The 24,728-nt window shown below is 61.0% G+C and carries 25 protein-coding genes and 1 pseudogene; 14 read left to right on the top strand and 12 right to left on the bottom strand.

The features are described 5' to 3' along the window. Window positions 1-171: 171 nt before the first annotated feature. The 6 genes from AAIL67_RS01130 (at window position 172) to AAIL67_RS01105 (ending at window position 7,009) form a co-directional block, all read left to right on the top strand. Window positions 172-1,122: an ABC transporter substrate-binding protein gene (locus tag AAIL67_RS01130; protein ID WP_063661016.1), complete on the top strand. Its 951-nt coding sequence runs from the start codon at window positions 172-174 to the stop codon at window positions 1,120-1,122. Between the two features lie 6 nt (window positions 1,123-1,128). Next, complete coding sequence (locus AAIL67_RS01125; RefSeq protein ID WP_343483182.1) at window positions 1,129-2,151, top strand: iron ABC transporter permease; 1,023 nt, start codon at window positions 1,129-1,131, stop codon at window positions 2,149-2,151. Between the two features lie 64 nt (window positions 2,152-2,215). Next, window positions 2,216-3,208 carry an iron ABC transporter permease gene (locus AAIL67_RS01120; RefSeq protein ID WP_197483894.1) on the top strand — a complete coding sequence of 331 codons (993 nt, stop codon included), beginning with the start codon at window positions 2,216-2,218 and terminating at the stop codon, window positions 3,206-3,208. After that, window positions 3,205-4,077, top strand: a complete 873-nt coding sequence (locus AAIL67_RS01115) for an ABC transporter ATP-binding protein (protein ID WP_343483181.1) — start codon at window positions 3,205-3,207, stop codon at window positions 4,075-4,077. Before AAIL67_RS01120 ends, AAIL67_RS01115 begins: the two co-directional genes overlap by 4 nt. Further along, window positions 4,077-6,263, top strand: a complete 2,187-nt coding sequence (locus AAIL67_RS01110) for a TonB-dependent receptor (protein ID WP_343483179.1) — start codon at window positions 4,077-4,079, stop codon at window positions 6,261-6,263. Before AAIL67_RS01115 ends, AAIL67_RS01110 begins: the two co-directional genes overlap by 1 nt. 314 nt (window positions 6,264-6,577) lie before the next feature. Further along, window positions 6,578-7,009, top strand: a complete 432-nt coding sequence (locus AAIL67_RS01105) for a 4'-phosphopantetheinyl transferase superfamily protein (protein WP_343483178.1) — start codon at window positions 6,578-6,580, stop codon at window positions 7,007-7,009. A gap of 55 nt (window positions 7,010-7,064) precedes the next feature. Here the strand turns inward: AAIL67_RS01105 and AAIL67_RS01100 are convergent, their stop codons facing one another. Continuing rightward, on the bottom strand, window positions 7,065-7,397 hold the full coding sequence (locus tag AAIL67_RS01100; protein WP_343483177.1) for a hypothetical protein: 333 nt from the start codon (window positions 7,395-7,397) through the stop codon (window positions 7,065-7,067). Next, window positions 7,394-7,942 (bottom strand): annotated as a pseudogene (locus AAIL67_RS01095) (hypothetical protein); the annotation flags it as partial. The pseudogene AAIL67_RS01095 and the gene AAIL67_RS01100, both read right to left, overlap by 4 nt. A 202-nt stretch (window positions 7,943-8,144) precedes the next feature. Here AAIL67_RS01095 and AAIL67_RS01090 point away from each other — a divergent pair. Together AAIL67_RS01090 and AAIL67_RS01085 are read left to right on the top strand one after the other, a co-directional pair. Then, window positions 8,145-8,429: a CoA transferase gene (locus AAIL67_RS01090; RefSeq protein ID WP_343483356.1), complete on the top strand. Its 285-nt coding sequence runs from the start codon at window positions 8,145-8,147 to the stop codon at window positions 8,427-8,429. A 191-nt stretch (window positions 8,430-8,620) separates the two neighbouring features. Next, window positions 8,621-9,436 (top strand): nitronate monooxygenase, encoded by an 816-nt coding sequence (locus AAIL67_RS01085; RefSeq protein ID WP_343483176.1) that lies wholly within the window; start codon window positions 8,621-8,623, stop codon window positions 9,434-9,436. A 131-nt stretch (window positions 9,437-9,567) separates the two neighbouring features. On the opposite strand, the gene AAIL67_RS01080 is transcribed toward AAIL67_RS01085, so the two are convergent. Together AAIL67_RS01080 and AAIL67_RS01075 are read right to left on the bottom strand one after the other, a co-directional pair. Then, window positions 9,568-10,824, bottom strand: coding sequence for a Zn-dependent hydrolase (locus AAIL67_RS01080; RefSeq protein ID WP_343483175.1), 1,257 nt, complete (start codon window positions 10,822-10,824; stop codon window positions 9,568-9,570). Next, window positions 10,821-11,492 carry a phosphoribosyltransferase family protein gene (locus AAIL67_RS01075; RefSeq protein WP_034351981.1) on the bottom strand — a complete coding sequence of 224 codons (672 nt, stop codon included), beginning with the start codon at window positions 11,490-11,492 and terminating at the stop codon, window positions 10,821-10,823. Before AAIL67_RS01075 ends, AAIL67_RS01080 begins: the two co-directional genes overlap by 4 nt. A 177-nt stretch (window positions 11,493-11,669) precedes the next feature. Between AAIL67_RS01075 and AAIL67_RS01070 the strand changes: the two genes are divergently transcribed. After that, complete coding sequence (locus AAIL67_RS01070; protein WP_003070090.1) at window positions 11,670-12,590, top strand: LysR family transcriptional regulator; 921 nt, start codon at window positions 11,670-11,672, stop codon at window positions 12,588-12,590. 185 nt (window positions 12,591-12,775) lie between these two features. Here the strand turns inward: AAIL67_RS01070 and AAIL67_RS01065 are convergent, their stop codons facing one another. The 3 genes from AAIL67_RS01065 to AAIL67_RS01055 are packed head-to-tail and all read right to left on the bottom strand — an operon-like array spanning window position 12,776 to window position 13,998. After that, window positions 12,776-13,195 carry a YeeE/YedE family protein gene (locus AAIL67_RS01065; RefSeq protein ID WP_034407969.1) on the bottom strand — a complete coding sequence of 140 codons (420 nt, stop codon included), beginning with the start codon at window positions 13,193-13,195 and terminating at the stop codon, window positions 12,776-12,778. Window positions 13,196-13,213: 18 nt separating this feature from the next. Beyond that, window positions 13,214-13,657 carry a YeeE/YedE family protein gene (locus AAIL67_RS01060; RefSeq protein WP_034351988.1) on the bottom strand — a complete coding sequence of 148 codons (444 nt, stop codon included), beginning with the start codon at window positions 13,655-13,657 and terminating at the stop codon, window positions 13,214-13,216. Then, window positions 13,654-13,998, bottom strand: coding sequence for a metalloregulator ArsR/SmtB family transcription factor (locus AAIL67_RS01055; protein WP_343483174.1), 345 nt, complete (start codon window positions 13,996-13,998; stop codon window positions 13,654-13,656). The genes AAIL67_RS01060 and AAIL67_RS01055 overlap by 4 nt, the downstream gene beginning before the upstream one ends. 93 nt (window positions 13,999-14,091) lie before the next feature. Here AAIL67_RS01055 and AAIL67_RS01050 point away from each other — a divergent pair, with 93 nt between their 5' ends. Beyond that, on the top strand, window positions 14,092-14,997 hold the full coding sequence (locus AAIL67_RS01050; protein WP_343483173.1) for an MBL fold metallo-hydrolase: 906 nt from the start codon (window positions 14,092-14,094) through the stop codon (window positions 14,995-14,997). Here AAIL67_RS01050 and AAIL67_RS01045 read toward each other — a convergent pair whose 3' ends face one another. The 4 genes from AAIL67_RS01045 to AAIL67_RS01030 all read right to left on the bottom strand — a co-directional run bounded on the left by AAIL67_RS01045 (window position 14,998) and on the right by AAIL67_RS01030 (window position 20,247). After that, window positions 14,998-16,485, bottom strand: coding sequence for an MBL fold metallo-hydrolase (locus AAIL67_RS01045; RefSeq protein WP_343483172.1), 1,488 nt, complete (start codon window positions 16,483-16,485; stop codon window positions 14,998-15,000). Between the two features lie 17 nt (window positions 16,486-16,502). Then, the gene (locus AAIL67_RS01040; protein WP_343483171.1) at window positions 16,503-17,906 is read right to left on the bottom strand and encodes a DUF1254 domain-containing protein; all 1,404 of its coding nucleotides are present in this window, start codon (window positions 17,904-17,906) and stop codon (window positions 16,503-16,505) included. Window positions 17,907-18,030: 124 nt separating this feature from the next. After that, window positions 18,031-19,416, bottom strand: coding sequence for a DUF1329 domain-containing protein (locus AAIL67_RS01035; RefSeq protein ID WP_034351997.1), 1,386 nt, complete (start codon window positions 19,414-19,416; stop codon window positions 18,031-18,033). 420 nt (window positions 19,417-19,836) lie between these two features. Further along, window positions 19,837-20,247, bottom strand: coding sequence for a hypothetical protein (locus AAIL67_RS01030; protein WP_343483355.1), 411 nt, complete (start codon window positions 20,245-20,247; stop codon window positions 19,837-19,839). 326 nt (window positions 20,248-20,573) lie between these two features. Between AAIL67_RS01030 and AAIL67_RS01025 the strand changes: the two genes are divergently transcribed. The 4 genes from AAIL67_RS01025 (at window position 20,574) to AAIL67_RS01010 (ending at window position 23,745) form a co-directional block, all read left to right on the top strand. After that, window positions 20,574-21,620 (top strand): methionine ABC transporter ATP-binding protein, encoded by a 1,047-nt coding sequence (locus AAIL67_RS01025; RefSeq protein WP_003070063.1) that lies wholly within the window; start codon window positions 20,574-20,576, stop codon window positions 21,618-21,620. A gap of 5 nt (window positions 21,621-21,625) precedes the next feature. Continuing rightward, entirely contained in the window at window positions 21,626-22,291 is a 666-nt protein-coding gene (locus AAIL67_RS01020; protein WP_003070061.1) for a methionine ABC transporter permease, read from the top strand. A 141-nt stretch (window positions 22,292-22,432) separates the two neighbouring features. After that, window positions 22,433-22,741 (top strand): single-stranded DNA-binding protein, encoded by a 309-nt coding sequence (locus AAIL67_RS01015; protein ID WP_012838140.1) that lies wholly within the window; start codon window positions 22,433-22,435, stop codon window positions 22,739-22,741. Window positions 22,742-22,944: 203 nt separating this feature from the next. After that, the gene (locus AAIL67_RS01010) at window positions 22,945-23,745 is read left to right on the top strand and encodes a MetQ/NlpA family ABC transporter substrate-binding protein (RefSeq protein WP_182286771.1); all 801 of its coding nucleotides are present in this window, start codon (window positions 22,945-22,947) and stop codon (window positions 23,743-23,745) included. A 244-nt stretch (window positions 23,746-23,989) separates the two neighbouring features. On the opposite strand, the gene AAIL67_RS01005 is transcribed toward AAIL67_RS01010, so the two are convergent. Then, window positions 23,990-24,703 (bottom strand): nitroreductase, encoded by a 714-nt coding sequence (locus tag AAIL67_RS01005; RefSeq protein ID WP_052088205.1) that lies wholly within the window; start codon window positions 24,701-24,703, stop codon window positions 23,990-23,992. Window positions 24,704-24,728 lie beyond the last annotated feature (25 nt).

The raw sequence follows: 24,728 nt of genomic DNA, 5'->3' as shown, positions 1-24,728 counted from the left end.
ATCGGAGATTCGTCATGTGAAGGAATAGGGCGAGCTTACGAGCGGGTAGGGAGTTTCGGCCACCCGGAAAGGTCAGTGATCGAGAGCGAACTGATTCCCGATTCGGGGAGCGAACTTCTCAGGTAACGGGAAACATTGGGGTTGATATGAATCCTGGAAAGGAAGGCCTCCATGCGTACCGCTCGATCACTCCTGTCACTGTTCTTTGCCTTGGCATCCGCCACCGCACAGGCGCAGGGCTATCCACGGACCATCGTTGATGATCGCAATCAATCCGTGGTGATCGAACGCGCACCACGAACCGTCGCATCAATTTCGACCTTCGGGGCCGACGTCATGGCTGCGCTCAACCGACAGGTCGCAGGGCTTTCCACACTCAACAACCAGCGCTCCGCCTTCCTGGGAACTGCCGCAGGCAAGGCCGTTAATCTGGGCGAAGTGCACCAGACCAATCTTGAGGTTCTGACGAAACTGTCGCCGGATCTGACCATCGGCATACGCACGTATACGGAGCCCTTCGCCAAGAAGATCGAGGAGACTGGGGCGTTCCTGGCATTCGACCTGATCACTTTGAATGATTCTGTGAGCGCAGTGGAGCGAGCTACACGGGCGCTCGGTGCGGACAGCCAGGGAGCGGCTATGAACCGGGCATTCCTGGACGAGCTGGATGCAGCAGGCAAACGTGCGCCGGGAAAGGTTAGCGCGGTTTTCCTCTGGCATTGGGGCAATGCTCCGTATGCCTACTACAGCAACCACCTGACAACTCAGGTGATGGAGCGCCTGGGAGCAACCAACGTCCAGGGCGAACCGCCCAAGGGCATGGAATCCGCCGACTCGGCCGTGATAACCATGGAGACCCTCCTGCGGCTGAATCCGGATGTGATCATCTCATTCAAGGGTGATGCCGGACCGTTCGCCAAGCACTCAGCTTGGAGTCGCCTCAAGGCGGTCCAGTCCGGCCGGGCCTGGCGGGTCTCGGACCAGTACATCATGTCGCATGGCCCTATTGCCCGACGGCAGGTACTGCATGAAATGGCGCATCTGCTTTACCCGGGTGTGTTCCCCGTGCCCATGGACATTCCGGCTGCGGCCCGCGCCAAGCCCATGAATTTCGAGCGCTGAGCGGCCATGGACGAGTACGCAATTGATGCGCGGGTGCGCGTCTCTTCTCGGTTGCGGTCGGCCGGGATCACCTGCCTGAGCCTGCTGGCCATCGGCGCGATAGTGGTCGGGACCCTGGCACTGGGCGACTTCGGGATTCCGTTTGGCCAAGCGTTGAAGGTTCTCGTCCACGACGACGGCTCCGACGCAGCCTTCGTGATCCACGAGATTCGCCTCCCCCGGCTGTTGACCGCGACGCTGGTTGGAGCCGCCCTGGGGCTGGCCGGAGCCATCGTGCAAGCGATTACCCGCAACCCACTAGGCGAGCCCGGGCTGCTCGGCGTCACCGCCGGAGCTGCGTTTGCCATGGCTCTGTGCATGACCTACCTCAGTTTGCCCACGTCTGCCGAACTCGCCGTGAGTACCGTCGGTGGGATCGTCGCGGCGACGCTCACGCTTGCCATCGGTATGGGAGCCCGACTGGATCCACTGTACCTGACGCTGACGGGCATGAGCATCAATCTGTTCTTTGCCGCCGCCATCATCGTGATGATGGTGTCCGCCAACGTAGAGGTAAACGGCATCTACTACTGGCTGACCGGCAGCCTGATCAACCGGACCTGGGAGCATGTCGCGATGCTCTGGCCATGGGTTGTGTCAGGTTTGGTCTTGGGCATTGCGTATGCTGGGCGGCTGGATACGATGGTTCTCGACGAAGATGTGCTCACTGCGCTGGGCATGCGCGTGACAGCCTGGCGACTGTTGTTCGGCCTCGTGGTGGTGCTGCTCGCAGCTTCAGCAGTGGCTGCCGCGGGCCCGATCACCTTCATTGGACTGGTCGCACCACACATCGTCCGCCTCGGTCTGGGTTCCAGGGGTGTTCGCCATTGGGCCTTGCTACCGCTTTCGGCATTGGTGGGTGCCGGCCTAGTGTGTGCTGCTGATTTTGCCGCCAAATGGCAGGAGGTGCCGGCCGGCATCCTATGCGTACTTCTGGGCGGCCCAGTGCTGGTCTATCTGGTTGGCCGGAGGGGGACCTCCGATGCGTAGTCCGGCACACCAAGTGGCGATGTACTCAGGAGGCCGATATGCGGCAGTGCTGGCACTGTTGTGCATGGCATTGGCATTACTGGTGCTGGCTTCATTGTTCTGGGGCGCCGTCCCCCTTGCTGCGGGCGATGTCCTGGACGGGCTTCTCTCGCGCCATGCCCCATCGCTGGAAAGCGCCCTTGTCTGGCAACTGCGGCTACCGCGGACTGTGTTGGCGGTGCTGGTCGGAGTGCAGCTCGCCACCGCCGGCCACATCCTGCAGACCGTCATCCGCAATCCGCTAGCTGACCCAGGTGTCGTCGGCATATCCAGTGGTGCCGGGCTGGCTGTGGTCGCCTTGTTGCTGGTGACGGACTTAGCCAAGGCCGACTCGCTGATCGGTACCAATCATGCGTCAATGATGGTCTGGCTGCCAGTGGTCGCTCTACTCGGAGGGCTGGTCGCAGCGGGACTCGTTCTGAGCATGTCTTGGCGTTCAAAGCTCTGCCCGTTGCGCCTCACGCTCAATGGCGTCGCCGTGGGTGCCGTGCTCAATGCGCTGGTAATGTGGACCATCGTCGTCTGGGGCGGCGCACGCACCGAGATCGCGCTGATTTGGCTGGCAGGCAGTCTGTATGGTCGCGACTTCCTGCATGTGCAAGTTCTCTGGCCCTGGTGCTTGGTCGGCATCGTGGCCACCTTGGTTTTGTTGCGGCCATTGTCCTTGCTGCGCCTGGACGATGCGGTCTCGGCCAGCTTGGGGATGCGTGGAATCCGCTGGCGCGCTGCGGCCAGCATCGTGGCAGTCGTACTGGCCGCCAGCGCGGTGGCAGTGACGGGTCCCGTCGGCTTCGTTGGCTTGGTCACCCCGCACCTGTCCCGCCTGATCGTCGGACCGAATGAGCGCCGTCTCTTCGTCGTCAACATGTTGGTTGGCAGTCTCCTGATGCTCGGTGCTGACTGCCTCGCGCGATCCCTGATCAGTCCCCTGGAGATTCCCGCCGGTGCGTTGACCACGCTGATTGGCATTCCGGCCTTCCTCATGCTGCTGCACCGCCAACGGAGGCTTCGCGTATGACGCTGGCGGTAAATCAATTGAGGCTGAGCTACGGCTCGCGCGAAGTGCTCCAGGTGGCGGAGCTTCAGTTCGAGCCCGCCAGTATGGTGTGCCTGCTCGGGCCCAATGGCTGCGGCAAGTCAACGCTGCTCAGAGTTCTCGCAGGATTGAACAGGCCCACAGCTGGTGCTGTTTCCCTCGATGGAAAGCCGCTGGCTTCTTGGAGTCCGAAAGCACTCGCCCGGCGGTTAGCCTTCCTTCCCCAATCGCCGACCGTGCCGCAGGGCGTCACCGTACGCCAATTGGTCGCCCATGGACGCTACCCGCACCAGGGCTTGTTCGCGCGGCAATCCTCCCACGACCGCGAAGTTGTCGGGTGGGCCATGGAGTCTACCGGCATCTCGCACTTGCAATGCCGTGACATCGGCACGCTGTCCGGAGGCGAACGACAACGGGCATGGATCGCGATGATCCTTGCCCAGGAGTCGAGCATCGTCTTGCTGGACGAACCCACCACCTACCTGGACATAGGGCACCAGGCGGAATTGATGGAGTTGCTCGCATACCTGCAGAGGACGCGCCAGCTGACCGTCGTGATGGTTCTGCACGACCTCAACCAGGCGAGCCAATACGCCGACCGGCTGCTGGCTCTGCGAGACGGCCGGATAGTCGCCGACGGGGCACCTCTGGACATCGTCGACTCGCGGCTGAGTGAGCGACTGTTCGGCCACGTCACCCAGCGCATCGACCGCACCTGTTCCGGAAGGCTCGTGCCGTACTGCCTGCCCGTCGGCCCCGCAAGCCCAGGGCGCCCCACACACGAAGATGTGGCTGCTAACCCCATGGCTGAGCGGTCCGAAGTTTTGTCGTACTTAGAGGGAAAATCGTAATGACCAAGCTTTTATCACCCCGGCGACGGCGCCTGTGGGTGCTGGCTCTGACAAGCTGCACAGCGGTACCAGGTATCGCCTTGGCGCAACACGTCGGATTGCAAGAGGAAGATATCGTCGTCTTGCCGGAAATGAACGTCACCGCTCGGCGTACCGAAGAGCACGCCAAGGACTTGCCCTTCAGCGTGAACGTTATCTCCGGCGAAGAAGCAGAGGAGCGGCGCCTGTACAGTCTGGAGGACGCCCTGCGTCAGACTCCGGGCGTCGACGTGATCACCAACATGGGGATAGCCAACACCACGCTGCGTATGCGCGGTGTCGGTGCACTGCAGAAGATCAGCGGGGACGATACGTCCGTGGTGATCAATGTCGACGGTATGCCGATGTCAGCCTCCAATGCCACGTTGGATATCTTGGACGTGGAGCGGGTGGAAGTACTGAAAGGCCCCCAGGGCACCCTGTTCGGACGCAATGCCGAGGCTGGGGCGGTCAACGTGGTGACGCGCAAACCCACTTCATTCTTCGAGGGTAGCCTGCGCGGCGAACTCGGCCAGGACAATCAGCGGCTGCTGGAAGGCATGCTCAGTGGACCTCTGTCCGACTCCGTTTCGGCACGGCTGGCGATCCGCGCATCGGGACTCGACAACTACATCGAAAGCAGCCAAACCGGCAAGCCGTTGAACAAGCCTAGAGACTTCAGTGGAAGAGCGAGCCTGCGTTGGGACATCAGCCCGGACTCCGCGCTCAATCTCAGCGCAGGACGTGAAGTGCTGAAACATCGCGACTGGATCTATCTCCTGCATCCCTATGGTGATCGGCCCAAGAGCGATATTCCGTCGAATAGCGAGCGCAACCGCCGTGAGGTCGACCGCTACAACGCCGAGTTCACCCATCACTTCGACAATTCACTGTTCACAGCCCTGACCGGTTTTGCTCGGACGCACCATCGCAGTACCACGCCCATCTACGAGGGGCGTACCTATACGCAACTGATCGGGTTCCGTCCTGAAGCCATCTGGAACAACCTAGTGCGCGAACGCGTCTTCAACCACGAACTGCGCCTGAGCTCACGACCGGAAGCAGAGACGTTCTGGGTGGTCGGCGCCAATCTCTATCGTTCGGATCGGGACATGGACCGATTCGACTCCTACGACACCTTCTTCCTGGATAATCCCGCCGCCTCCAGTGCCAACCGGGACTTCAGCTCCAGAGCGCATGCGCTGTTCGCAGAGACCTCCTTCCCGGTGGCCCCGGCGACAAAACTCACCCTCGGCGGACGTTACACTTGGGAAAAAAAGCGCTACCACGCCCACTGGTGGGCAAATCCGGAAAATCCCAGCCCTATTCGTGAAGCCTGGGACACCCAATCGCTTTCCGACAACTATGCAACGGGCCGGGTGGCACTGAGCCATGCTTTGACCCCGCAGTTGAACCTCTATGGTATTTACGCCCGAGGGTACAAGTCCGGAGGTTTCGACGAAGAAGGCGTCGGCTTCACCTATGGCCAGCCGGATGGGCCCTACAAACCAGGGGCAGTGAACAGCTACGAAACGGGCCTAAAATTTGAAAGCGAGGACCGACGGCTGACCTTCAACTTGGCAACGTTCCTCAACCAGGTCAAGAACGACCACTTGCTGATGTTCGATCCGCAAACCATGTCGACCCGCAAGAGCAATCGGAATGTGACCAGCCAAGGGCTGGAGGCTGACTGGAATTGGATGATCAACCGCCACTGGAGCGTCAGCGGCGGTCTTGCGTACACCCGCGCCAAGATCAGGGGCGGCGGCGATGCTTCGGGTGCCGACGGTGTTGCGTCAGGAAGCAACGTGCCCGAAGTGCCTCGCTGGGGAGGAGTCCTTTCCATCGCCTATCAACAGCCCTTGGGCTCGATGTTCGGGCTTCCCTCGTCGCACTTGCATGCGCGACTCACCAACCGCTACGTGGGTAGCCGCGCCGGGACGCCCCAAAACAACTTTGACCTGGCGTCATACAACAAGCTGGATTTCAGGATAGGCATACGCAATCGCGATACCGAACTCTACGTCTGGGCAGACAACCTGCTCGACAAGCAGTATGACCTGTACGGCTACCACATCCCTGCGTACATGCCGGGTGGGGCGGATGCCAGGATTGGTGTGCCCGGCCGTGGTCGGACGCTGGGCATTGGCATGACCGTCCAGTTCTGAGAGCCAGGATCGTGGACCGCGACGAGGTCCGTACCTGGAGCATGGAGACGCATGAGGTACCTGAGTGGGCATTGCGGGAGCTCTCTCAGGTACTTGCTCCATGGGAGCGATATCGTGCAGACCAGTACCTTAGCCCCCTGGACCGCAGAGAATACCTCTGCGCACACGCACTACGTAGAGTGCTGTTATCCCACTGCTTTCATCGACCCTTACGCGACTGGATTTTTGAAGCCGACGCCTTCGGCAAGCCTGCCGTTCTCAATCGGCCGCCATGCGGCCGATTCGAATGCAATCTCTCGCACACGAGGGGCGTAGTGGCGGCGATTGCTGCACTCGACCGGGCCGTAGGAATCGACGTGGAGCGCCAAGACAGATCGCTGGAAATCGATCTCGCTGTCCTGGTTTGCTCTCCCGCTGAGGCGACCGTCCTACACGCCACGCATCAATCCAAGAAAAGAGAGAAGCTGCTACAGCTTTGGGTCAGAAAGGAGGCGCTGACAAAGACCATTGGCCGGGGCCTTTCGATGGCACTACCTCTCATGGAGGTGGGCGATCATGGCGTGACCATTTTCTCCAAATCCGTTCCGGACATAGACCGACCCAGCGATTGGCAGGTGTATGATCTGGCAGCGCCTCGCGACGCATTCTTCGCTGCTGCTGCACATAGCGGGGGGAGTTCCATTTTAACGAGGCACTCGCGCATCGCTTGGACACAACTCCGCCATCTGGTGCAGTTGTTTGGTTGATTAGCCTTCGACTCGCGACTAGAAGCCGAGAGACGTGACAAGACTGGGTGAAAGCTCATGGGCTGATGGAGAGGCTGGCTTCAAGCAGTACAAGCGTCAAGCAGCCCGCGATCTCCGCTCGGATGAGTCGCTTGCGTGCCTGCGTCCCGGTCTCGTGTGCCAGAAGACGGCGGCGCATGCGCAGCCATAGCCCGATCGTCACCACATACACCAGAAGGCGCCAAACGAAGAAGTAGAGCGAGGTTTCGCTCAGCCAGCGTTGCCAGCCGTCCAGACTGCCCAGCAACTGGATGCCCACAACATTGGTGCTGACCGCAGCGGCGATCAGCACCACGGCCCACAACAGCGTGCGCCTGGCACGCCGGTTGAACAGACGACCGGCTTTCATGGCGTCTTCTTCGGCGTAGGCCGCTGCAGGCGGTCGAGACGGTCGGGCACCGGGTCGCTTTCATAGACACCGCGCGAGCCAGCGGCACGGGCGCTGTGGCGCTGGATGATGACCATCGGCGAATTGTTCGCGAGTTGCCGACGCAGTTCCAGTTCTGTCTTGAGGTTCAGGATTTAACGGTTCAGCGTGTCCGCTTCCTGATTCACCGCTTCCACGGCCAACTGGTTGGCTGCGACGTTGGGTTCTTTCTTCCCGGTCAACAGCGTGCGCTGCAGGAGCAGGGCTTTCTCCAGCACGGACGCCAGCGCGACCTCCGAGGCCATGCCTTCCGCCAATTGGCTCCATCCGAGTTGGCCCCCCGCCATGCCGGCCATCTTCTCGGCCATGGCGCGGCAAGTGAGCTTTGAACGGTCAAAGTCCGGCCTTGCTTGCAATACGCCATTGGTGAGCAGGTTGTAAAGGCCCGGGTCGGCGCGCTGGATGATGAGCGCGGGCAAAGATGCCACAGCGCTGGTGGCGCTCTGAATCACGTTGCTGTTGATTTCCACCCAGAAGTGACCCTCTAGCCCCCGGTGGGGATGCGGATGAAATCTTGGACTACTGAGAGGTAGTTCATGTATTCATACGAAGATCGAATCCGCGCGGTGACGCTCTACATCCAGCTAGGCAAACGAGTCGCGGCAACCATTCAGCAGTTGGGCTGTGCGCAGCACTGGACCTCGGTCCCTTCGCCGCTGAAGACTATCGATCGCTAAGGCTCGCAAGCCAGTGGCGGCCGCCATCAATCAGCGCATCGCACAGCAATTGCAAGCCCTGGACTCCGCTCAAGCCTTCGCCCTGCTAGAGCAGCATGATGTGCCAGCCGCCCCGGTGGTCGAACCTGCCGCTGTCTCCGAGCTGCCTCAGTTCGCGCAGCGCGGAAAGTTCGATACCGGCGCCGCGATAACGCTGGTCCGCTACCCGGTGCCCATGGCTGGCATGCACTCTGGCTCGCTTGGCCCCGCGCCCGAGCTCGACAATGCCAGGACCTGAGACCATGGCGCAGGTCTTTCGCACGCGCATCACTGAGCTCTTCGGGATCGAGCACCCGATCCTAGGGGGCGGACTGATGTGGCTTTCCGACGCAGACTATGTTGCGGCATTGGTCAACGCAGGCTGCATGGGCTTCATCACCCCTCGCTCCTTCGAGCGCGATGAGGATTTCGCCGCAGCGCTGATGCGCTGTGCCGAACTCACTGGCGGTCGACGCCTTCGGCGTGAACCTGACTCTCTCCAGCCGGCCGGAGGCGAATCACGCTGTCACGCGCTGGCTGGAGATTGCGCTGAGCCACGGAGTGCGCTTCTTTGAGACTGCCGGCTATGCGCCTACTAACGTCATCGAAACGTTGCACGCTGCCGGCGCCGTAGTGCTCCACAAAGCGCCCAGCATACGCCATGCCCTCTCGGCAGAGCGTGCCGGAGCAGATGCCATTGCATTGATCGGCATGGAAGAAGGCGGTCACCCTGGCACCAATGAGTTGCCTACTGTGCTGATGGGGGCGCTGGCCACCGAGCAGTTCAACGTGCCTGTTGTACTAGGCGGCGGTATAGGCCATGGACGTCAGATTGCGGCAGTCTTGGCCCAAGGGATGGAGGGCGTAATGATTGGAAGCCGCTTTCTGGTGTGTGAAGAAATTAACGCCCATCGACGCTACAAGGAGCACCTGCTGGATTGCGATGAGCACTCCACGGTGCGTCTGCTGCACACGCTGGGAAACACCTGGCGCGTGCTGAGAAACGAAACTGCCCGTCAGATCGATGAAATCGAACGAGCAGGGGCCACGGACCATGCGGCCTTCGGTGATCTCATCAGCGGTCGGCATGCCCGCGATCATTGCTATGAAAAGGGCGACTGGCAGCGCGGCATGCTGTCGCTTGGGCCGTCGATCGCCTTCGCTAGGCGTATCGAGCCGATGCGCCAGATCGTAGCTCAGCTGATGACAGAGACTCGGACAGCGCTTGGTCGGCTGCCGACCCTTTATGAGTCGAAGGCAGCGTGACGGCGGTCTTTGGATTCGCCAAATAGACAACAGCTTCTAATGATGATCAGGTTGATAGCAGTTCAAGGAGCAATCCATATGCTGCTATCGGCCATGCTCTCCCAGGCATGCCAAGCTGAACCGGGCGTGCTTCAGGTAATCAGCGCGCGAGTCAACAAATCCACTCCTGCCAGGAAATCGTCTATGTCCATGGCTTCATGCGGATTGTGCGAGCCATTTTCGTTGCGGATAAAGACCATGGCCGAGGGCACGCCGGCATTGGCAAACACTGCCGCATCATGGCCGGCACCGCTTGCCATGCGCTCCAGTTTCATGCCTTGTTCAGCGGCTGCTTCCAGACGGTTCAGCCAGCTTGCATCCATGGTGGCCGGCTCCGTGAACAGGCGTTCGTCGAACTCGAAACGCACGCCGCGGGCGCGCTCTATGGCCTGGCACTCTTCGCGCATCAGGGTATAGAAGCGCTCCAGTGTCTGGGTGTCCTGGCTGCGTACCTCGAAGCTGAAGGCCACTTCGCCGGGAATGACGGAAACGGCATGCGATTGCGCCGAGGTGGAGCAGATGCCCGTGGTCATCACCATGTCCATGCCCATCTGCAGCAGCACGCGCCAGTGTTCGTCCATGCGTGACAGCAGCTCGGCAACCGCCAGCAATGCATCCTTGCGCAGCCAGCGCGGCACGGCGCCCGAGTGGCCGGTTTCGCCGATGCAGCGGATCAGGTTGTGACGGACGTTGCCGCGGATGCCTGTGACCAGGGCCACCGGCCAGCCGCGATTGACCATGACCGGCCCCTGCTCGATGTGCAACTCCAGATAGGCAGATATATTCGCGAGATCCAGCAGCGGCTCGGCGCGTTGAATGGCGTCGATATCGGCGCCGCAGCGCGACATGGCTTCGCTCAGCACGCCTGCGCCATCGCGGTGAGGGCGTTTCAATGTGGCGGCGGGCAGCTTGCCCAGCAGGGACAGAGAGCCGAGGTAGGCCTTTCCGTACCAGGCGCTTTCCTCGCCGCGAAGGGCCAGAACGCGCAGTGGCGGAGCCTGTTCGTGGCGGCCGCGCAGCTGAAGCAGCATCAGCATGCCGGCGACAATGCCTGCCAGTCCGTCGAAGTTGCCGCCCTGCGGCACGGAATCGGCATGCGAGCCAACCACGACGTAGGGTTCCGTCCGGTTTTCCTCTGGCAGACTCAGCCACAGGTTGCCGGCTCGATCCCATTCATGGTTCAGGCCCAGATCTTCGGCCCGGTCCTCAAGTATGCGCAGCGCGGCCGTCTCGCCTTCGCCGTAGCTTTCACGGGTGACGCCAAGGCCGTCGCGGGTGGCATCGCGAATTTCAGAGAGCAGGGCCTGCGCCAGTGCGCTGGTATCCGTCATGGTGTTGCAGGCCATCATGCTCCGCTACCTCCATGTCGGATGGACCAGTCCACAGGCGAGGCCGAGAAGTCCGCCAGTGTGGCCTTTTGCTCGGCACTGAGCTGGCCGCTAGCCAGCAGCGCTTCATGCAGCTGATTCCAGGTCGCCAGAGCATGCAGGGACAAGGCGTGATCCGCAAGGGTGCCAGCCTGGGGGGCATAGAGCGCATAGTCGAGCAGAACCAGCACGTCCTCGACGACGGGACCGGCGCGGCGCAGAGCGGCAACCGTCCCGGCCTTGGAGCGACCGTCTGTGGTGACGTCATCCACCAGCAGGACCTTGGCATCGGCAGGCAGGCGGCCTTCGAGCTGGGCTGTGATGTCCCAGCCGACAGGACGCTTGCGCAGATAGAGCATGGGCAGCTCAAGTCGCTCGGCCAGCCATGCCGCAAAGGCAATGCCCGAGCTTTCGGTTCCCACGATGGCATTGATGCCGCGAGCTGCAATCAGTGGCCGCATGCAGCGGGCTGCGATGTCCATGATTTCGCTGCGCAGAGCGACATCGGACATCAGGACCTGGGCATCCACATAGACCGGGCTGGCCCAGCCCGAGGTGTAGATGAACGGTTGATGCGAAGCAATGCGTACAGCGCCGAGGCCGACCAGGGCCCGGGCAACGCGTGGCGCGTCGGAAGTGGAAAGAAGCATGAGCGTGTATGTTGGCAAAGTGGGCATGTTAAGTAGGCAGGCTTGCGGCAAGAAGTGGCTAAAATTCCTCGAGCCGTTCCAAAACGTGATGGCTTGAGCTGCGCATCTGGGTGTGGATTGCTGCGTCCTGTTTGAAATCCCTGGCTGTGCTTCCGTGCGCCTGCTTGTCATCGCCCCATGTCCGACTTCACTTCGCCGCGCAGCTTTCTGCGCCAGATAGACCTTTCATCGCTGGATCTGTTCGTGCTGATCTGCGAGCATGGCAGTATTGCGCGGGCGGCCGAGCAGGGCGGCATGGTCGCCTCGGCGGTCAGCAAGCGTGTTGCCGAACTGGAATCCCTGGCCCGCACTCCCTTGCTGCTGCGCCATGCCCGCGGGGTGCGCCCGACCCCTGCCGGAGAGTTGCTGCTCGCGCATGCGCGCACGATTCTTCTGGGTGTCGAACACCTGCGCGACGATCTTGGCGAATATGCGCGGGGCGTACGTGGGCTGGTGCGCCTCAGTGCCAATGCCTCCGCCGTGGAGCAGTTCTTGCCCGAGGATATTGCTGTCTTCGTGAAGCATCATCCCGATATCCGCATCGATCTGCGTCAGGCAACCAGTCGCTCGGTAGCGCGTGCCGTGCGCGATCACATGGCTGATCTGGGGGTCTGCAGTCCAAGCGACGAAGTCGAGGGCCTGGAGTCCATGCCGTACCGGCATGAACGCATGGTACTGATCATGCCCAATGACCACGCTCTGGCCCATCATCAGGAACTGGCCTATGAAGAAGCACTGGACTATGCCCAGATCGGTTTGCGCGACAGCAGCATCGTTCAGGAGGTACTCAATCAGGAAGCCCGCGCCGGCCGACGAATGTTGCGCCAGCGCATCGAGGTCGACAGCCTGAGTGCCATGTGCCGAATGATCGAATGCGGGCTGGGTGTAGGCGTCATGCCCGAAGGCGCGTACCAGAGACTGGGCGAGGCTCGTGCTCTGCATGCGGTGCCGCTGACCGATGCCTGGGCAGAGCGCAGCCTCAAGCTGTATGCCAATAGCTTTGCCGACCTGCCTGCGCCGGCCAGACATTTTGCGCAGGCACTGATGCCGAAGGAGTGAGGCAGAGCGGATGGCATGACGCGATATGGGCGCTGCTTGCCTGCCTTTGCTGGAGTTACTTCAGCTGGTCAAGGCCGCTGTCTGCAATTGCGTGTCTGCAAAGCAATGGACAAGTGACGCAGACAGCCTGCATGGCCCAAGCACGTCGGTTTGTGGATGAATCCTGAGCGAATCGCCGCCAGGTCTCAGCTTTTCTTTGCAGCCCACAGATGCTGTGCCCACATGCCGGCCAGCATGGCGGCGACAAACAGCCAGACTTGCGGTGCAAGGGTCGCCAGATTCATCAGCGCCGGGCCGGGGCAAAAACCTGCCAGTCCCCAGCCTATGCCAAACAGGGCTGAGCCTGTCAGCAGCTTGCGATCAATGACGGTGCTGGTGGGCAGTTGCATGGGCTCGCCCAGCAAAGCGGTCTTGCGGCGCTTGGCCCAGGTGAAGGCAATCAAGCCTACGGCTATGGCTCCGCCCATGACGAAGCCCAGCGAAGGATCCCATCGACCGAAAAAATCCAGAAAGTTCTGCACCTTGGCGGGGTTGCCCATACCCGAAAGAATCAGACCCAGGCCAAATACCAGTCCGCAGAGCAAGGCTGCAATATTGATGATCATGATGTTCTCCTTGCTGACTCAAGCAATGACATGGCGCATCACGAACACGGTGATGGCGCCTGTGGCGATAAAGGTTGCCGTAGCGGCCAGAGAGCGCGGCGACAGGCGTGACAGACCGCACACGCCGTGGCCGCTGGTGCAGCCCGAGCTCATGCGCGTGCCGAAGCCCACCAGCAGGCCGGCGGCGATGATGATTGCCGGGCTGGAAGGCAGCTGCATGGCTGGCAGCGGGGCAAACAGCGACCAGACCAACGGCGCGGCAACCATGCCCAGGATGAATGCCAGGCGCCAGCCCCACTGCTTGACGGAAGACCAGGTCGGCAACTGCAGCAATGCACCGGTAATGCCGCTGATGCCGGCCACGCGACCCAGCAAGGCAATGAGCAGGGCAGCGGACAGACCGATCAGCAGGCCGCCGACCAGAGATGTCCAGGGTGTGAATTCACTCCATAAGATATTCATGCTGTCTCTCCTGATTGGCAGAACAATTGATACAAGGCTTGCATCAGCTGCAGGGCGCGGGCATCGGCCAACTGATACCAGATGAATTTGCCTTCGCGGCGGGTGGTGACCAGACCCTCACGCCGCAAAATGCCCAATTGCTGGGACAAGGTAGGCTGGGACACGCCTGTCAGTTGCTCCAACTCGCCCACGGTGCGCTCCTGCAGGGAGAGCTGGCAAAGCAGCAGCAGTCGGTCTTCATTGCCCAGTAGCTTGAGCATGGCCACGGCTTCGCCTGCATGGGTTCGCATGGCATGCAAATCCAGCGTGGCCTGTGCTTCGTCAAAGGTTGGTGAGCTCACTGTTTCACTTTCAAAATATTTTCATATATTATATAAAAAAGTAAATTAATTGGTGTGCTTCGGTGTTTCGGGTACATCGTTTTAGGAGTCACCATGTCCGCCAATGTGATGCATATCGAGCCGTTTTTTGATGCGGCTACCGGTACCGTGAGCTATGTTCTGGCCGATACGATCAGTGGTCAGGCCGCAGTGATTGACCCGGTGCTGGATTTCGAGCCTAAATCCGGCACCCTGAGCAGCTGTTCCGCGGACAAGCTGATTGACCATGTGCGAGGCAATGGCTGGCAGCTGCAGTGGATTCTGGAGACTCACGCCCACGCGGATCATCTCTCCGCGGCCCAGCATATTCGTCACCATCTGGGCGGCAAGGTGGCGATCGGTGCCCATATCCGCGATGTGCAGGCCGCGTTTCGCAACATCTATCACTTCGAGCGCAGCTTCTTGCCTGACGGCAGCCAGTTCGACCATCTGGTGCAGGATGGCGAACGTCTGCCTCTGGGTCAGCTGGAGTTGCTGGCCATGCATGTGCCCGGCCATACTCCGGCCGATATGGCCTACCGTGTGGAGGATGCCGTGTTTGTGGGCGATACCTTGTTCATGCCCGATGTGGGCACGGCACGTGCCGACTTTCCCGGCGGCGATGCGGCGACGCTCTATCGTTCGATTCGGCGCATTCTGGAACTACCTGGACAGACCCGCATTTGGGTCTGCCACGACTACCCGCCGGCTGGGCGCAAGCCGCAATGGCAGACCACGGTACAGGCCCAGCGCGACAGCAACATCCATGTGCATGATGGCGTCAGCGAGGCGGAGTTTGTGCAGATGCGCACCGCACGCGATGCCACGCTGGAGATGCCCACGCTGATTCTGCCCTCGGTGCAGGTCAATGTGCGTGCCGGCAAGCTGCCGCCTGCACAGGATGATGGCCGTACCTATATTCAGCTGCCCATCAATGCCTTTGCCAAGAATGGGCAGCTTCCGCAGGGTCTGCAGCAGTGATTAATGCGCTTTGCTGCTCTGACTGGCGCTGGCCGCGCGTGTGCTGTTCAGCTCATTGAGCTTGAGCTGCAGGCGCACCATGTGCTCGGCATAGACCAGCACTTCCTGTGTGGGCAGAGGCTTGGCGACACGTCTGGCATAGACATTCAGCGTTCCTTGGACTACCTCGGGGTCATCACTGTCTGCATACCAGGCCCAGTCGGCCAGATGGGAGGCCAGCTCCGGATTGCTGTCTGCCAGCGCCACAGCACGCTGAATCACCGGCCTGGCACCGCCAGCTAGCTGCACGATTTCTTTGGCCTCATTGGCCAGGGGCGCCGGGCGCCAGTGCGATGGAATATCGTCCCACCAGCCGCTGTACTCGCTGACCACCATGCGGCCTATGTCCTTGGCCGAGACATAGAGCTCGCGCGCATCGCTTCGCCGGGCCAGCTCCGGCGGTAGCGCCACTTTTTCAATGACCTGATCGCGGCGTACTCCGCTGTTGAGGCCAGCCACCACTTGCTTGGAGATGCTATCCAGCATCTGGGCCTGGGCGGGCAGTCGGTCCTGAATTTCCTCGGGTTTGGTGATGGCCGGGCCATGGGCAGGCAGCAGCAGCTCGGGCTTGAGGGCTGCCATATCGCGCAGAGCCTGGGCCCATTCCTCGGGGTAGCGCTGGCGGCGCTTGCCGTTGCCGGCATTGGGCAAGAAGTCCTGAAAGTAGTCTGCACTGGCCACAATCTTGCGGCCCGGCACGGCAACCCATATCTGGTCTTCGGTCTCGCCGCGGGCATGGGTCAGCACAAAGTCTTCGCCGCCAATTTTGAGTGTGGTCTTGTCCCTGAAAGTCTGGGTGGGCCGAACTGCATCTGCCCAGGTGCGGGGCACATCTGCCACGCTTTGCTGGTTATTGCGCGCAATCAGACCGTTGCTGCGCATATCAAGCTCCATCTGCGTGATGAAACGCTGCTCGGTCACTACATGCGGTTTCTGGTCCATCAAGGCCCAGGCGCCAAAGGCATGGTCGGCATGAAAATGAGTGAGGATGACGGTGTGCAGCGGCTTGTTGCTGAGCTTCTTCAGCGTTTCTGCCAGCGCGGGACCGGCGGGTGCATAGCCGCTATCGACCAGTACCAGACCTTCATCGGTCTCAAACACCACCACATTGACGATGGGAAAGCGCAGCAGCCAGGTGCGCGGGGCCAGCTCTTGTACCTTGAGCTTGGCGCGTGCGTCGGCAATCGCGTTCTGGTTGGTGCGACTGTACATATTGTTGGCCACCGCGATCGATAGCTCGGCGCCAAAGCCTCCGCCTTCCTTGATGGATTGGACCATCTGGGGATTGGCTTTGTAGACCTGGGCCCGTGCTGCCATATAGGCCGGATTCTGGATGCCCGAGACAGCGCGATCATCCGGCTCGTGGGCTTGTGCAGTGCCCATGCCCAACTGGCTCAGTGCCAGCGCCATGCTCAGAATGCTCAAGGAATGTTGTGAGTGTTTTTTCATGAAGAAACCTCTTGCGACTATTCGGGCTTGATGGGTTGAACGGGCTCCAGAATCCAGGAGGGATCGAGCACCTCGGGCCAAGGCTGGTAGGCACGGGCCATCAGGTAAAACAGGTTTTCCTTGGGTGTCGGCAGCCAGTTGGCACGCTTTTCGGGGCCGGGGTCCGTGGGTTGCAGCCAGATGTCCAGACTGCCGTCGGCATTGAACTTCATGCCCTTGGTACGGTCGCCAATGGAGTAGCGGTTGATGGGGTTGTCCACCATGTACTGACCACCAGTCACGAATTCATAAAGAGAGATGGACCAGAAGGCATCGGCGGGCAGGCGACCCTGGGGCAGATGCAGGCGGTATGCCTGTCCCTTGCCGAGAGCCTGATTGTTACCGTCCACACTGGCAGCGAAATAAGTGGCTTCTGCGGCCTCCAGGCCCAGGATGCCGCCCGACATGGCTGCCGACTGGGCACGCATGGCGTGGTTGCTGCCAAACCCGTCAGGCAGGCGATAAGGCGTCCAGCCGTTTCTGCGTCTAGGGTCTGCCGTCTTGCGGTCGGCATTCAGGCGATTCTTGAGCTCGTTTTTCTCGATCTCGGGGGCCAGTGCCAGCCAGCGCTGCTGCACGGGCTCTGGCAGCTTGTCCCAGCTGCAGGCCGCGCCACAGATGCCGACGCGGGCAAAGCGCTCAAGCAGCTTTTGTTCCGTGCCGGGAGGAGGGTTGCGCACCAGAGCCTCGTTGGCCACATCGACAAAGCGGCCCCAGTCCTGCGCTCGGGGCTTGAGACGCGGGCCGTCCTCGGTCGTTGGGAGCACCGGCGCTATGCGAAAGCCGTCCTGAACAGCATGGGCGGCCTTGAGGTCGTCTTCGCCGGTGACAAGCACCCGCAGATTCAGGTAGACATCGCGTGTGGGTGCTCTGACGATCTGATCCACCTGCGGAATCTTGCCGCTCCAGCGCGGGCCGACCAGGGCGACCTTGCGTGACTTTGTGCCCCCAATGCGCCTGCCCACGTAGGAGAAGGTATTGAGGTCTGCGCCAATCATGGCGATCACGTAATAGCGGCCATGGGTTTCAGGCAGAGACAGCACCAGTGGAGATTTCTCCAGATCCAGCCAGGAGGTGGAGTAGAAGGTGTCTCGAATCGGGCCGTTGGCCCAGCGGTCCTTGGGCGTGGCCAGGTGGCGCGAGTGGCGGAAGTGGTTGAGCGTGGTGGCGGTGGGTGAGTCTTTGACCTCCAGGGCCTCATGCCGCATTTTCATGAATTCCTGATAGGGGTAGGCGTAGAGCATGGCCTCGCGGATCAGGCTGTCCAGAGCCTGGTCTTCGGTGGCTGTGGAAGTCTGGGCATGGGCATGGGCCATGCCGAGGCAAAGGCCCAATGCAGCAGTCGCCATGGCGCGCAGCCCGGCGCGGTTCAAATTTGACATGTGATTGAGATAGTGTTTTTGCAGTGATGTCCGGGGCCTGCGCTTTCTTCATCGAGGCCCGGACTTGTCTCCCGCGAGCAGTTGGTGACGCATGCTCAGGCGATGGTCTTGGTGCCGGGCGTGCTCAGGTGCCGGCGTTGCGCGTGGCTTCAGGGGTGAACATGGATGGGTTCATGTCTCCCTTGTTGAGCACGGGGCCCTTGGGGCGCTCCTGGAACATGTTGTAGGCCACGTAGCCGCCACCAATCAGGTCGTGGTAGAAGGCCGTGCCTGCATGCCAGGCGTTGGAGTCGAACGCGTAGTAGTAATTGATGAGGCCTTGCTGCCACAGATTGCCGCGTGCATCATAGAAGTCGCTCATCACGGCGTGGCCGGTGTCTTCGTCAAGGAAAAGCACGCGCTTGCCATAGAGATGGCGATAGCCTTCCTTGAGCGTGGCTTCCAGCACCCAGACGCGGCGCAGTTCATAGCGCATGTAGTCGGGGTTGGCATGGCCGGGCTTGAGCAGATCGGCGTACTTCACGGTATTGGCGTGAATCTTGTACGCATTGGCGGGAATGTAGATTTCCTTCTTGCCCAGATTCTTCCAGTTGTAGCGCTCGGGCGAGCCATTGAAGAGACGGTCGGAGTCAATCGTCATCTTGGCGCCCACGCCGCCGCCCATGGGCTGGTCAAAGCCGTACTCGGGAATCTGGCGCACCCGGCGTGTACCCGGGTCATAGCTCCAGCCCAGACGCTTGTCCTTGCCGAAGTTGACCGGCTCACGGCTGACGCTGACCCCGCCTTTTTCGCGCTCGGGCAGCTTGACCGCATTCATGCCCTGGGCCATGGTGCCTTCCAGCGGCTTGCCGGCCTGCTCGGGGGAGTTCAGCAAGCTCATGCTGCGGTTGTCGGCGCGGCCAAAGACGGTGGAGCCATCCTGCATCACGTAGGCGTTGTCACGCAGTGTGTGTTCGGTGAACGAGCGCAGCGGAAACAGGTTGTTGAAGGCCAGCTCCATGCCGGTCTTGGGGAAGGGGAACGGTATGGCCCCCTTGACTGCGTTGTCGGCGCCCATTCCGTCGGCGCTGATCACGGCGTTCTGCGCATTGGCTTTGGCCGAGGCACAGGCAAAGTCCGGATAGCGGAAGTCGCGGTGGCCCGGATACACGGGGATGCTGAAGGTCTTGGGGTAGCGCGCAAACATGGCCTTCTGGCCTTCGGTCAGATTGGCGGCGTACTTGGCGACATTCTCGGCCGTGATGGAGAAGAGAGGCTTTTCACTGGCATAGGGGTCCACAGGGTGCTGACCCGCATGCGGCGTGTACTGAATTCCAGGTGGTGTTCCCAGCCATTTGCCCGTGTATTCGGGCACGCCGCTGGCGGTGCCGGCCTTTTCGGCGCCGATACAGGTCAAGGACTTGCCCAGCTTTTCAATTTCTTCGGGGCTGCCTTTGGCGGCTGCTGCACCAGCCATGACGCTGGTCACGGTCAGCGCGATCAGGGCGCGGTAGCTCAGGTTGCTTTCCATCACGAATCCTCAAAGATGTATGTGTGCAGCATTTGCACTATCGATCTGCCCGCGAATCGGGCCAAGGTCTAGTCCAGGTCAGCTAGTCGCTGACTTGACGCCTGTCGATGAATTCAATGTTCAAGCGAGCTTTGCGGCTCACCATCGCTCGTTTGGACTAGCCCGTAAGGTCTATCGAAGTCACCTCAGAGACAGACTGCTGCTCCAGCTCTGCGCTGACTCGGGCAAGCAAGGGAAAACCTGTGGTGATTGACCTAGGGAAAACCAAGATGAAAATGCGCTTGAGGAATATCAGGCGTGATGCTTTTGAAAGCGAAAGGCCACCATGGGCCGGGCGGCGTAGGCCGTAAGGACTACCGGTGTCCCAAGGCTCAAGTGACGAAGTGCCTGCTTTGCTGCCGGGCGTTGCCCTTGCTTGGCTCAGTTGCCGGGCATGCCAAACAGGTCATGCGCATCCAGCAGGGCCCAGGCAATCTCGGGCTTGCGCTCGAGCCCCTTGCGGATCGCGGCGGGAATGCTCTGACGTGTTTTGCGGCATAGACCCGGCAGGTCGCCGAGATCGATCTGGATGCCGCGCATGGTGCGGACCTCGTTGTTGCCTGGGGTGATACGTATCTCCAGGCCCAGGAGCGTGTGAATGCGCTGCTGCATATGCTCGAGATCGACCAGGCTGCTGATGCTCTCCAGGCGCTGCAGCAGCTTTTTCTCTTCCTCGCGCGTGAGCTGCAGAATGCGCAGATCGGCATCCGGCATGCTCAGCAGCTGCTCGCGCCGGCAGTCACAGGCGCCGGGTGGGCATTCAACACGGATGGGCAGGTGGAGCGGCTGCATAGGGTGGCAGAGAAAACCAGAGGCAGATGCAAGCATGCTAAGGCCTGCAGTGCCGTGCCGCCAGTGGGGACAGGCCCGGGCAAGGCCTGCGTTTGATGGCTTGCTGGGGCGCATAAGTGAATTCACTTGTCCCAGTTGCTCTCAGGTTTGCCTAGACTCAGGCATTATTGAGGGTTACTACTAAAAGTAGGCTGGCTTGATCTGCCGGCATCTACCAGAACGAAGGCCTGCATTGCCCGCTGCCCGGCAGCGCTGCAGCTGGGATGGGATCAATCACTTTTTATAGCGTCAATCGCATTGTTAATGCGTAATTCGCGATATTTTTCATGATAGAAATTCGGGATTTATCCCTGACATACCAAGGCCCCAAGGGCCCGGTGCACGCCTTGCGTGGCATCAATCTGGAAATCGCTTCGGGCGAAGTATTCGGCATCATCGGCCGCTCCGGCGCGGGCAAAAGCTCGCTGGTGCGCTGCCTGAATCTGCTCAACCGCCCCACGGAAGGCAAGGTCATCGTCAACGGACGCGACCTCATGCAGCTGTCCGACGGCGAGCTGCGCGCTGCGCGCCGCGACATCGGCATGGTGTTCCAGCACTTCAATCTGCTGTCTTCGCGCACCGTGTATGACAACGTGGCACTGCCGCTGGAACTGGCCGGTATTTCCAAGGACGAGATTTACCAGCGCGTGACGCCGCTGCTGGAGCTGGTGGGCCTGGATCATCTGGCCGATCGCTATCCGGCCCAGATTTCCGGTGGGCAGAAACAGCGCGTGGGCATTGCCCGGGCGCTGGCCAGCAACCCCAAGGTTCTGCTGAGCGACGAAGCCACGTCGGCACTGGACCCCGAAACCACGCGCTCCATTCTGGACCTGCTGCGCAAGGTCAATCGCGAGCTGGGCGTTACCGTGGTGCTGATCACCCACCAGATGCTGGTGATCAAGCAGATTGCCGACCGCGTGGCCGTGATTGACGGCGGCGAGATCGCCGAGCTGGGGCCTGTGATCGATGTCTTCACCCGGCCTCAGAAGGCGATCACCAAGAGCCTGATCGACGAAATCGTGCCGCAGCAACTGCCCGAGTCGGTGATGACGCGTGTGAACCAGCTGGCAGCACAGTTGCAGCCCGGCCAGCAAGGCCAGCTGTTGCGTCTTTCCTATGCGGGTGAGAGCGCCTATCAGCCCATTTTGTCGCACCTGATTCGCGAGCTGGGTCTGGATCTATCGATTCTGCACGGCCAGATCGACGAGATCCAGGAGCAGACCTTTGGTTCGCTGGCGGTGTACGCCAGCGGCGAGGCCGCCAAGATTGACGCGGCCGTGGAGCACCTGCGTGCCAGCGGTGTGCAAGTGCAGATCGTGTCCAGCAAGGATTGAGAGCGATGTTTGAGAATTTTTCGGAAATGATGCTCCAGCTGCTGCTGGATTCCTTCTGGGAGACGCTGATCATGGTTGGCGTCTCGGGCCTGATCGGCGGCTTGATCGGTATTCCGCTGGGCGTTTTCCTGCGCCTGACCGACCATGGGGGCATCTTGCAGAACGGCCCGGCCAACAAGGTTGTCGGCTGGATCGTGAATGCGCTGCGCTCCACCCCCTTCATCATCTTGCTGGTGGCCATCATTCCGCTGACGCGTCTGATCACCGGCTCCTCCATCGGCACCTGGGCGGCCGTGGTGCCGTTGACGATTGCGGCGGCGCCTTTTGTGGCCCGTCTGGTGGAGACTGCCTTGCGTGAAGTCGATGGAGGCCTGATCGAAGCGGCCCAGTCCATGGGCGCGACCACCGGCCAGATCGTCTGGAAGGTGCTGCTGCCCGAGGCGCTGCCTGGCATCGTCGCGGGTCTGACCATCAGTTTCGTCAGCCTGACCGGCTACTCGGCCATGGCGGGTGCCATCGGCGGTGGTGGCCTGGGCGACCTGGGTATTCGCTACGGCTACCAGCGTTTCTTGCCCGACGTGATGCTGGTCGTGGTGATCATCCTGATCTTCTTTGTTCAAGCCATTCAAAGCCTGGGCGACTGGGCCGTGCGCCGTCTGAGCCATCGCTGAGCACTGGCGTACATTACAAAAAATTAAGAAAAGGGCTGCTACCTGGAAACAGGCACCGCCCTAAAATGCAGGTTCGAGATTTTTTGAAAGGCCGCTCTTGCTCAAGGGCGGCCATGATTTTTTCTGGGTAGATAACAGCAAATGATGGATGGTTTGATTACCGGCCGACTGACCGGCATCCCCGAGAGTCGCGTAGACCGCAACCGCCGCCCCTATATGGTGGCCCGCATGCGAGCCAATGCCGGCGACGGCTCCTCGATTCCCGTGAATATCGTCGCTTTCGACAACGCACCCTGCGCCGTGCTGCGCAGTCTCTCCGAAGGCGATGCGATTGCCTTGCGCGGCAGCTTCACGCCCAAGGTCTGGATCGACAGGCAGGATGAGTCCCATGCTGTGCTCGACGTGGTGGCCCAGCAGGTGCTGGCAGCACCCACGATGTCCGATCTTTGACAGCCTGTGCATGCAGACAAGCCCGCTACCGTGAAGGAGCGGGCTTTTTTGTGGGCGCTTGGGTTGCTGCATGCAAGCCGTTGCGGCTTGCATTGCCAATCTGTAGTTTGCATCTGAGCAATCTGTCTAAGAAACAGCGCTCCGGCACATGAAACTGACGCTACAGTCTTAGCCACTCTCAATCTTTGGCACAAGGAATCTGCATGTTGAACAAGCGCTCGCTTTTGCGCACCACATTGGCCGTGGCTGCTGCGGCCACCCTGGGTTTTGCCGCCCAGGCCCAGGACAAGACCATCAAGATCGGCGTGACCGCCGGCCCCCACGCGCAGATCATGGAAGTGGTCAAAAAGGTTGCTGCCAAGAACGGTCTGAACCTCAAGGTCATCGAGTTCGGCGACTATGTCCAGCCCAATGCGGCGCTGGCCGCCGGCGACCTGGATGCCAACAGCTACCAGCACCGCCCCTATCTGGATGCTCAGCTTAAGGATCGTGGCTACAAGATCAGCTGGGTGGCCGACACGGTGAATTTCCCTATCGGCATCTACTCCAAGAAGATCAAGGCTTTGTCCGAGCTCCCCACCGGCGCCAAGTTCGGCCTCCCCAACGACCCCACCAATGGCGGCCGCGCGCTGCTGTTGCTGCAGGCCCAGGGTCTGATCAAGCTCAAGGAGGGGGCTGGCCTGAAGGCGACACCCCTGGATGTAGTGTCCAACCCCAAGAAGCTCAAGTTCGTCGAGCTGGATGCGGCCCAATTGCCACGTTCGCTGGACGATCTGGATGCTTCCACCGTCAACACCAACTTCGCGATCTCGGCTGGTCTGAACCCCAAGAAGGATGCGATTGCGCTGGAGTCGGCCAAGAACCCCTATGTGAACATCATGGTGGTGCGCGATGCCGACAAGAATCAGCCCTGGGTCGCCCAGCTGATCAAGTCCTATCATTCCGACGAGGTGCGCCAGTTCATCGACAAGGAATTCAAGGGATCGGTCTTCCCGGCGTTCTGAACGCTCCCCCTGAGCCGCTTTGCGGCTTCCCCCTGAGGGGGACGACGCCATCGCTGCGAGGCGGCTCTTGCTCGGCGTCTCTTTGATGGGGTTTGCCTGATTGAAGGCATTTAACTAAGCGCTGCACCTGCAGCGCTTTTTTTGCTCTCTAGTTGATAGCTTTTTGCGCTGGCTGCACAATGGTTTTCGCTTTTTTTTTGGAAAACCGTGTAATTGCTGGCGCTGGCAGCTATTGTTTTTGCTGCTATTCCATGACCTGAAACCACTCGCCCAGCGGCGCACGCGTGGTCTGGGTCTGGTTGACGGGGGCGGACTCGTCGGCCCAGCCCAGGGCCAGGCCGCAGACGATGTGCTTGTTCTCGGCCAGGCCCAGCACGCGGCGCACGGTGGCCGGGTATGAGGCCAGGGCACCGATGGCGCAACTGCCCAGGCCCATGGCGGCGGCGGCCAGTTGCAGGCCGTAGAGCGTCATGCCCAGATCCATGTAGCCGCCGGGGCCGTAATGGGCGTCGATGGTGACGACCAGCGCCACGGGTGCATCGAAGAAGCGGTAGTTGCGCGCAAACTGCGCTTCGCGCCCGGCGCGGTCGTCGCGCGCCACGCCAAGGGCGCCGTAAAGCGCTTGTGCCGAAGCCACCTGGCGCTTGCGCAGCTGCATGGGCATGGGGCGCGGAAAGTAGGCGTAGTCCTCGCATTCGGGCACCTGGCTTTCAACGTCCTGCAGCAGGGCGGCAGTCAGTTGCTCGCGCAGCTTGCCGCGTACCGCGATCAGCTGGCCTGGTTGCAGATTGCCGCCGCTGGGCGCCTGGCGCGCCGTCAACAGCAGTTGCTCCAGCAGCGCGTCAGGCACGGCATCGGGCAGAAAAGCACGTGTGGAGCGGCGCTGCTGCATCAGCGCCATGCCTGCCGGCAAGTCGAAGCCTTCAGATGTTTTTACGACTGAACCGTTGCTGGACATGGGGTAATAGCTATCAAAAATGAAT

Origin of the sequence: Comamonas sp. A7-5 (assembly GCF_039581385.1) — a bacterium.
Taxonomy (GTDB): Bacteria; Pseudomonadota; Gammaproteobacteria; order Burkholderiales; family Burkholderiaceae_C; genus Comamonas; species Comamonas thiooxydans.
The sequence above is the reverse complement of the archived record's forward strand: the minus strand, read 5'-3'. Positions and strand labels throughout refer to the sequence as shown.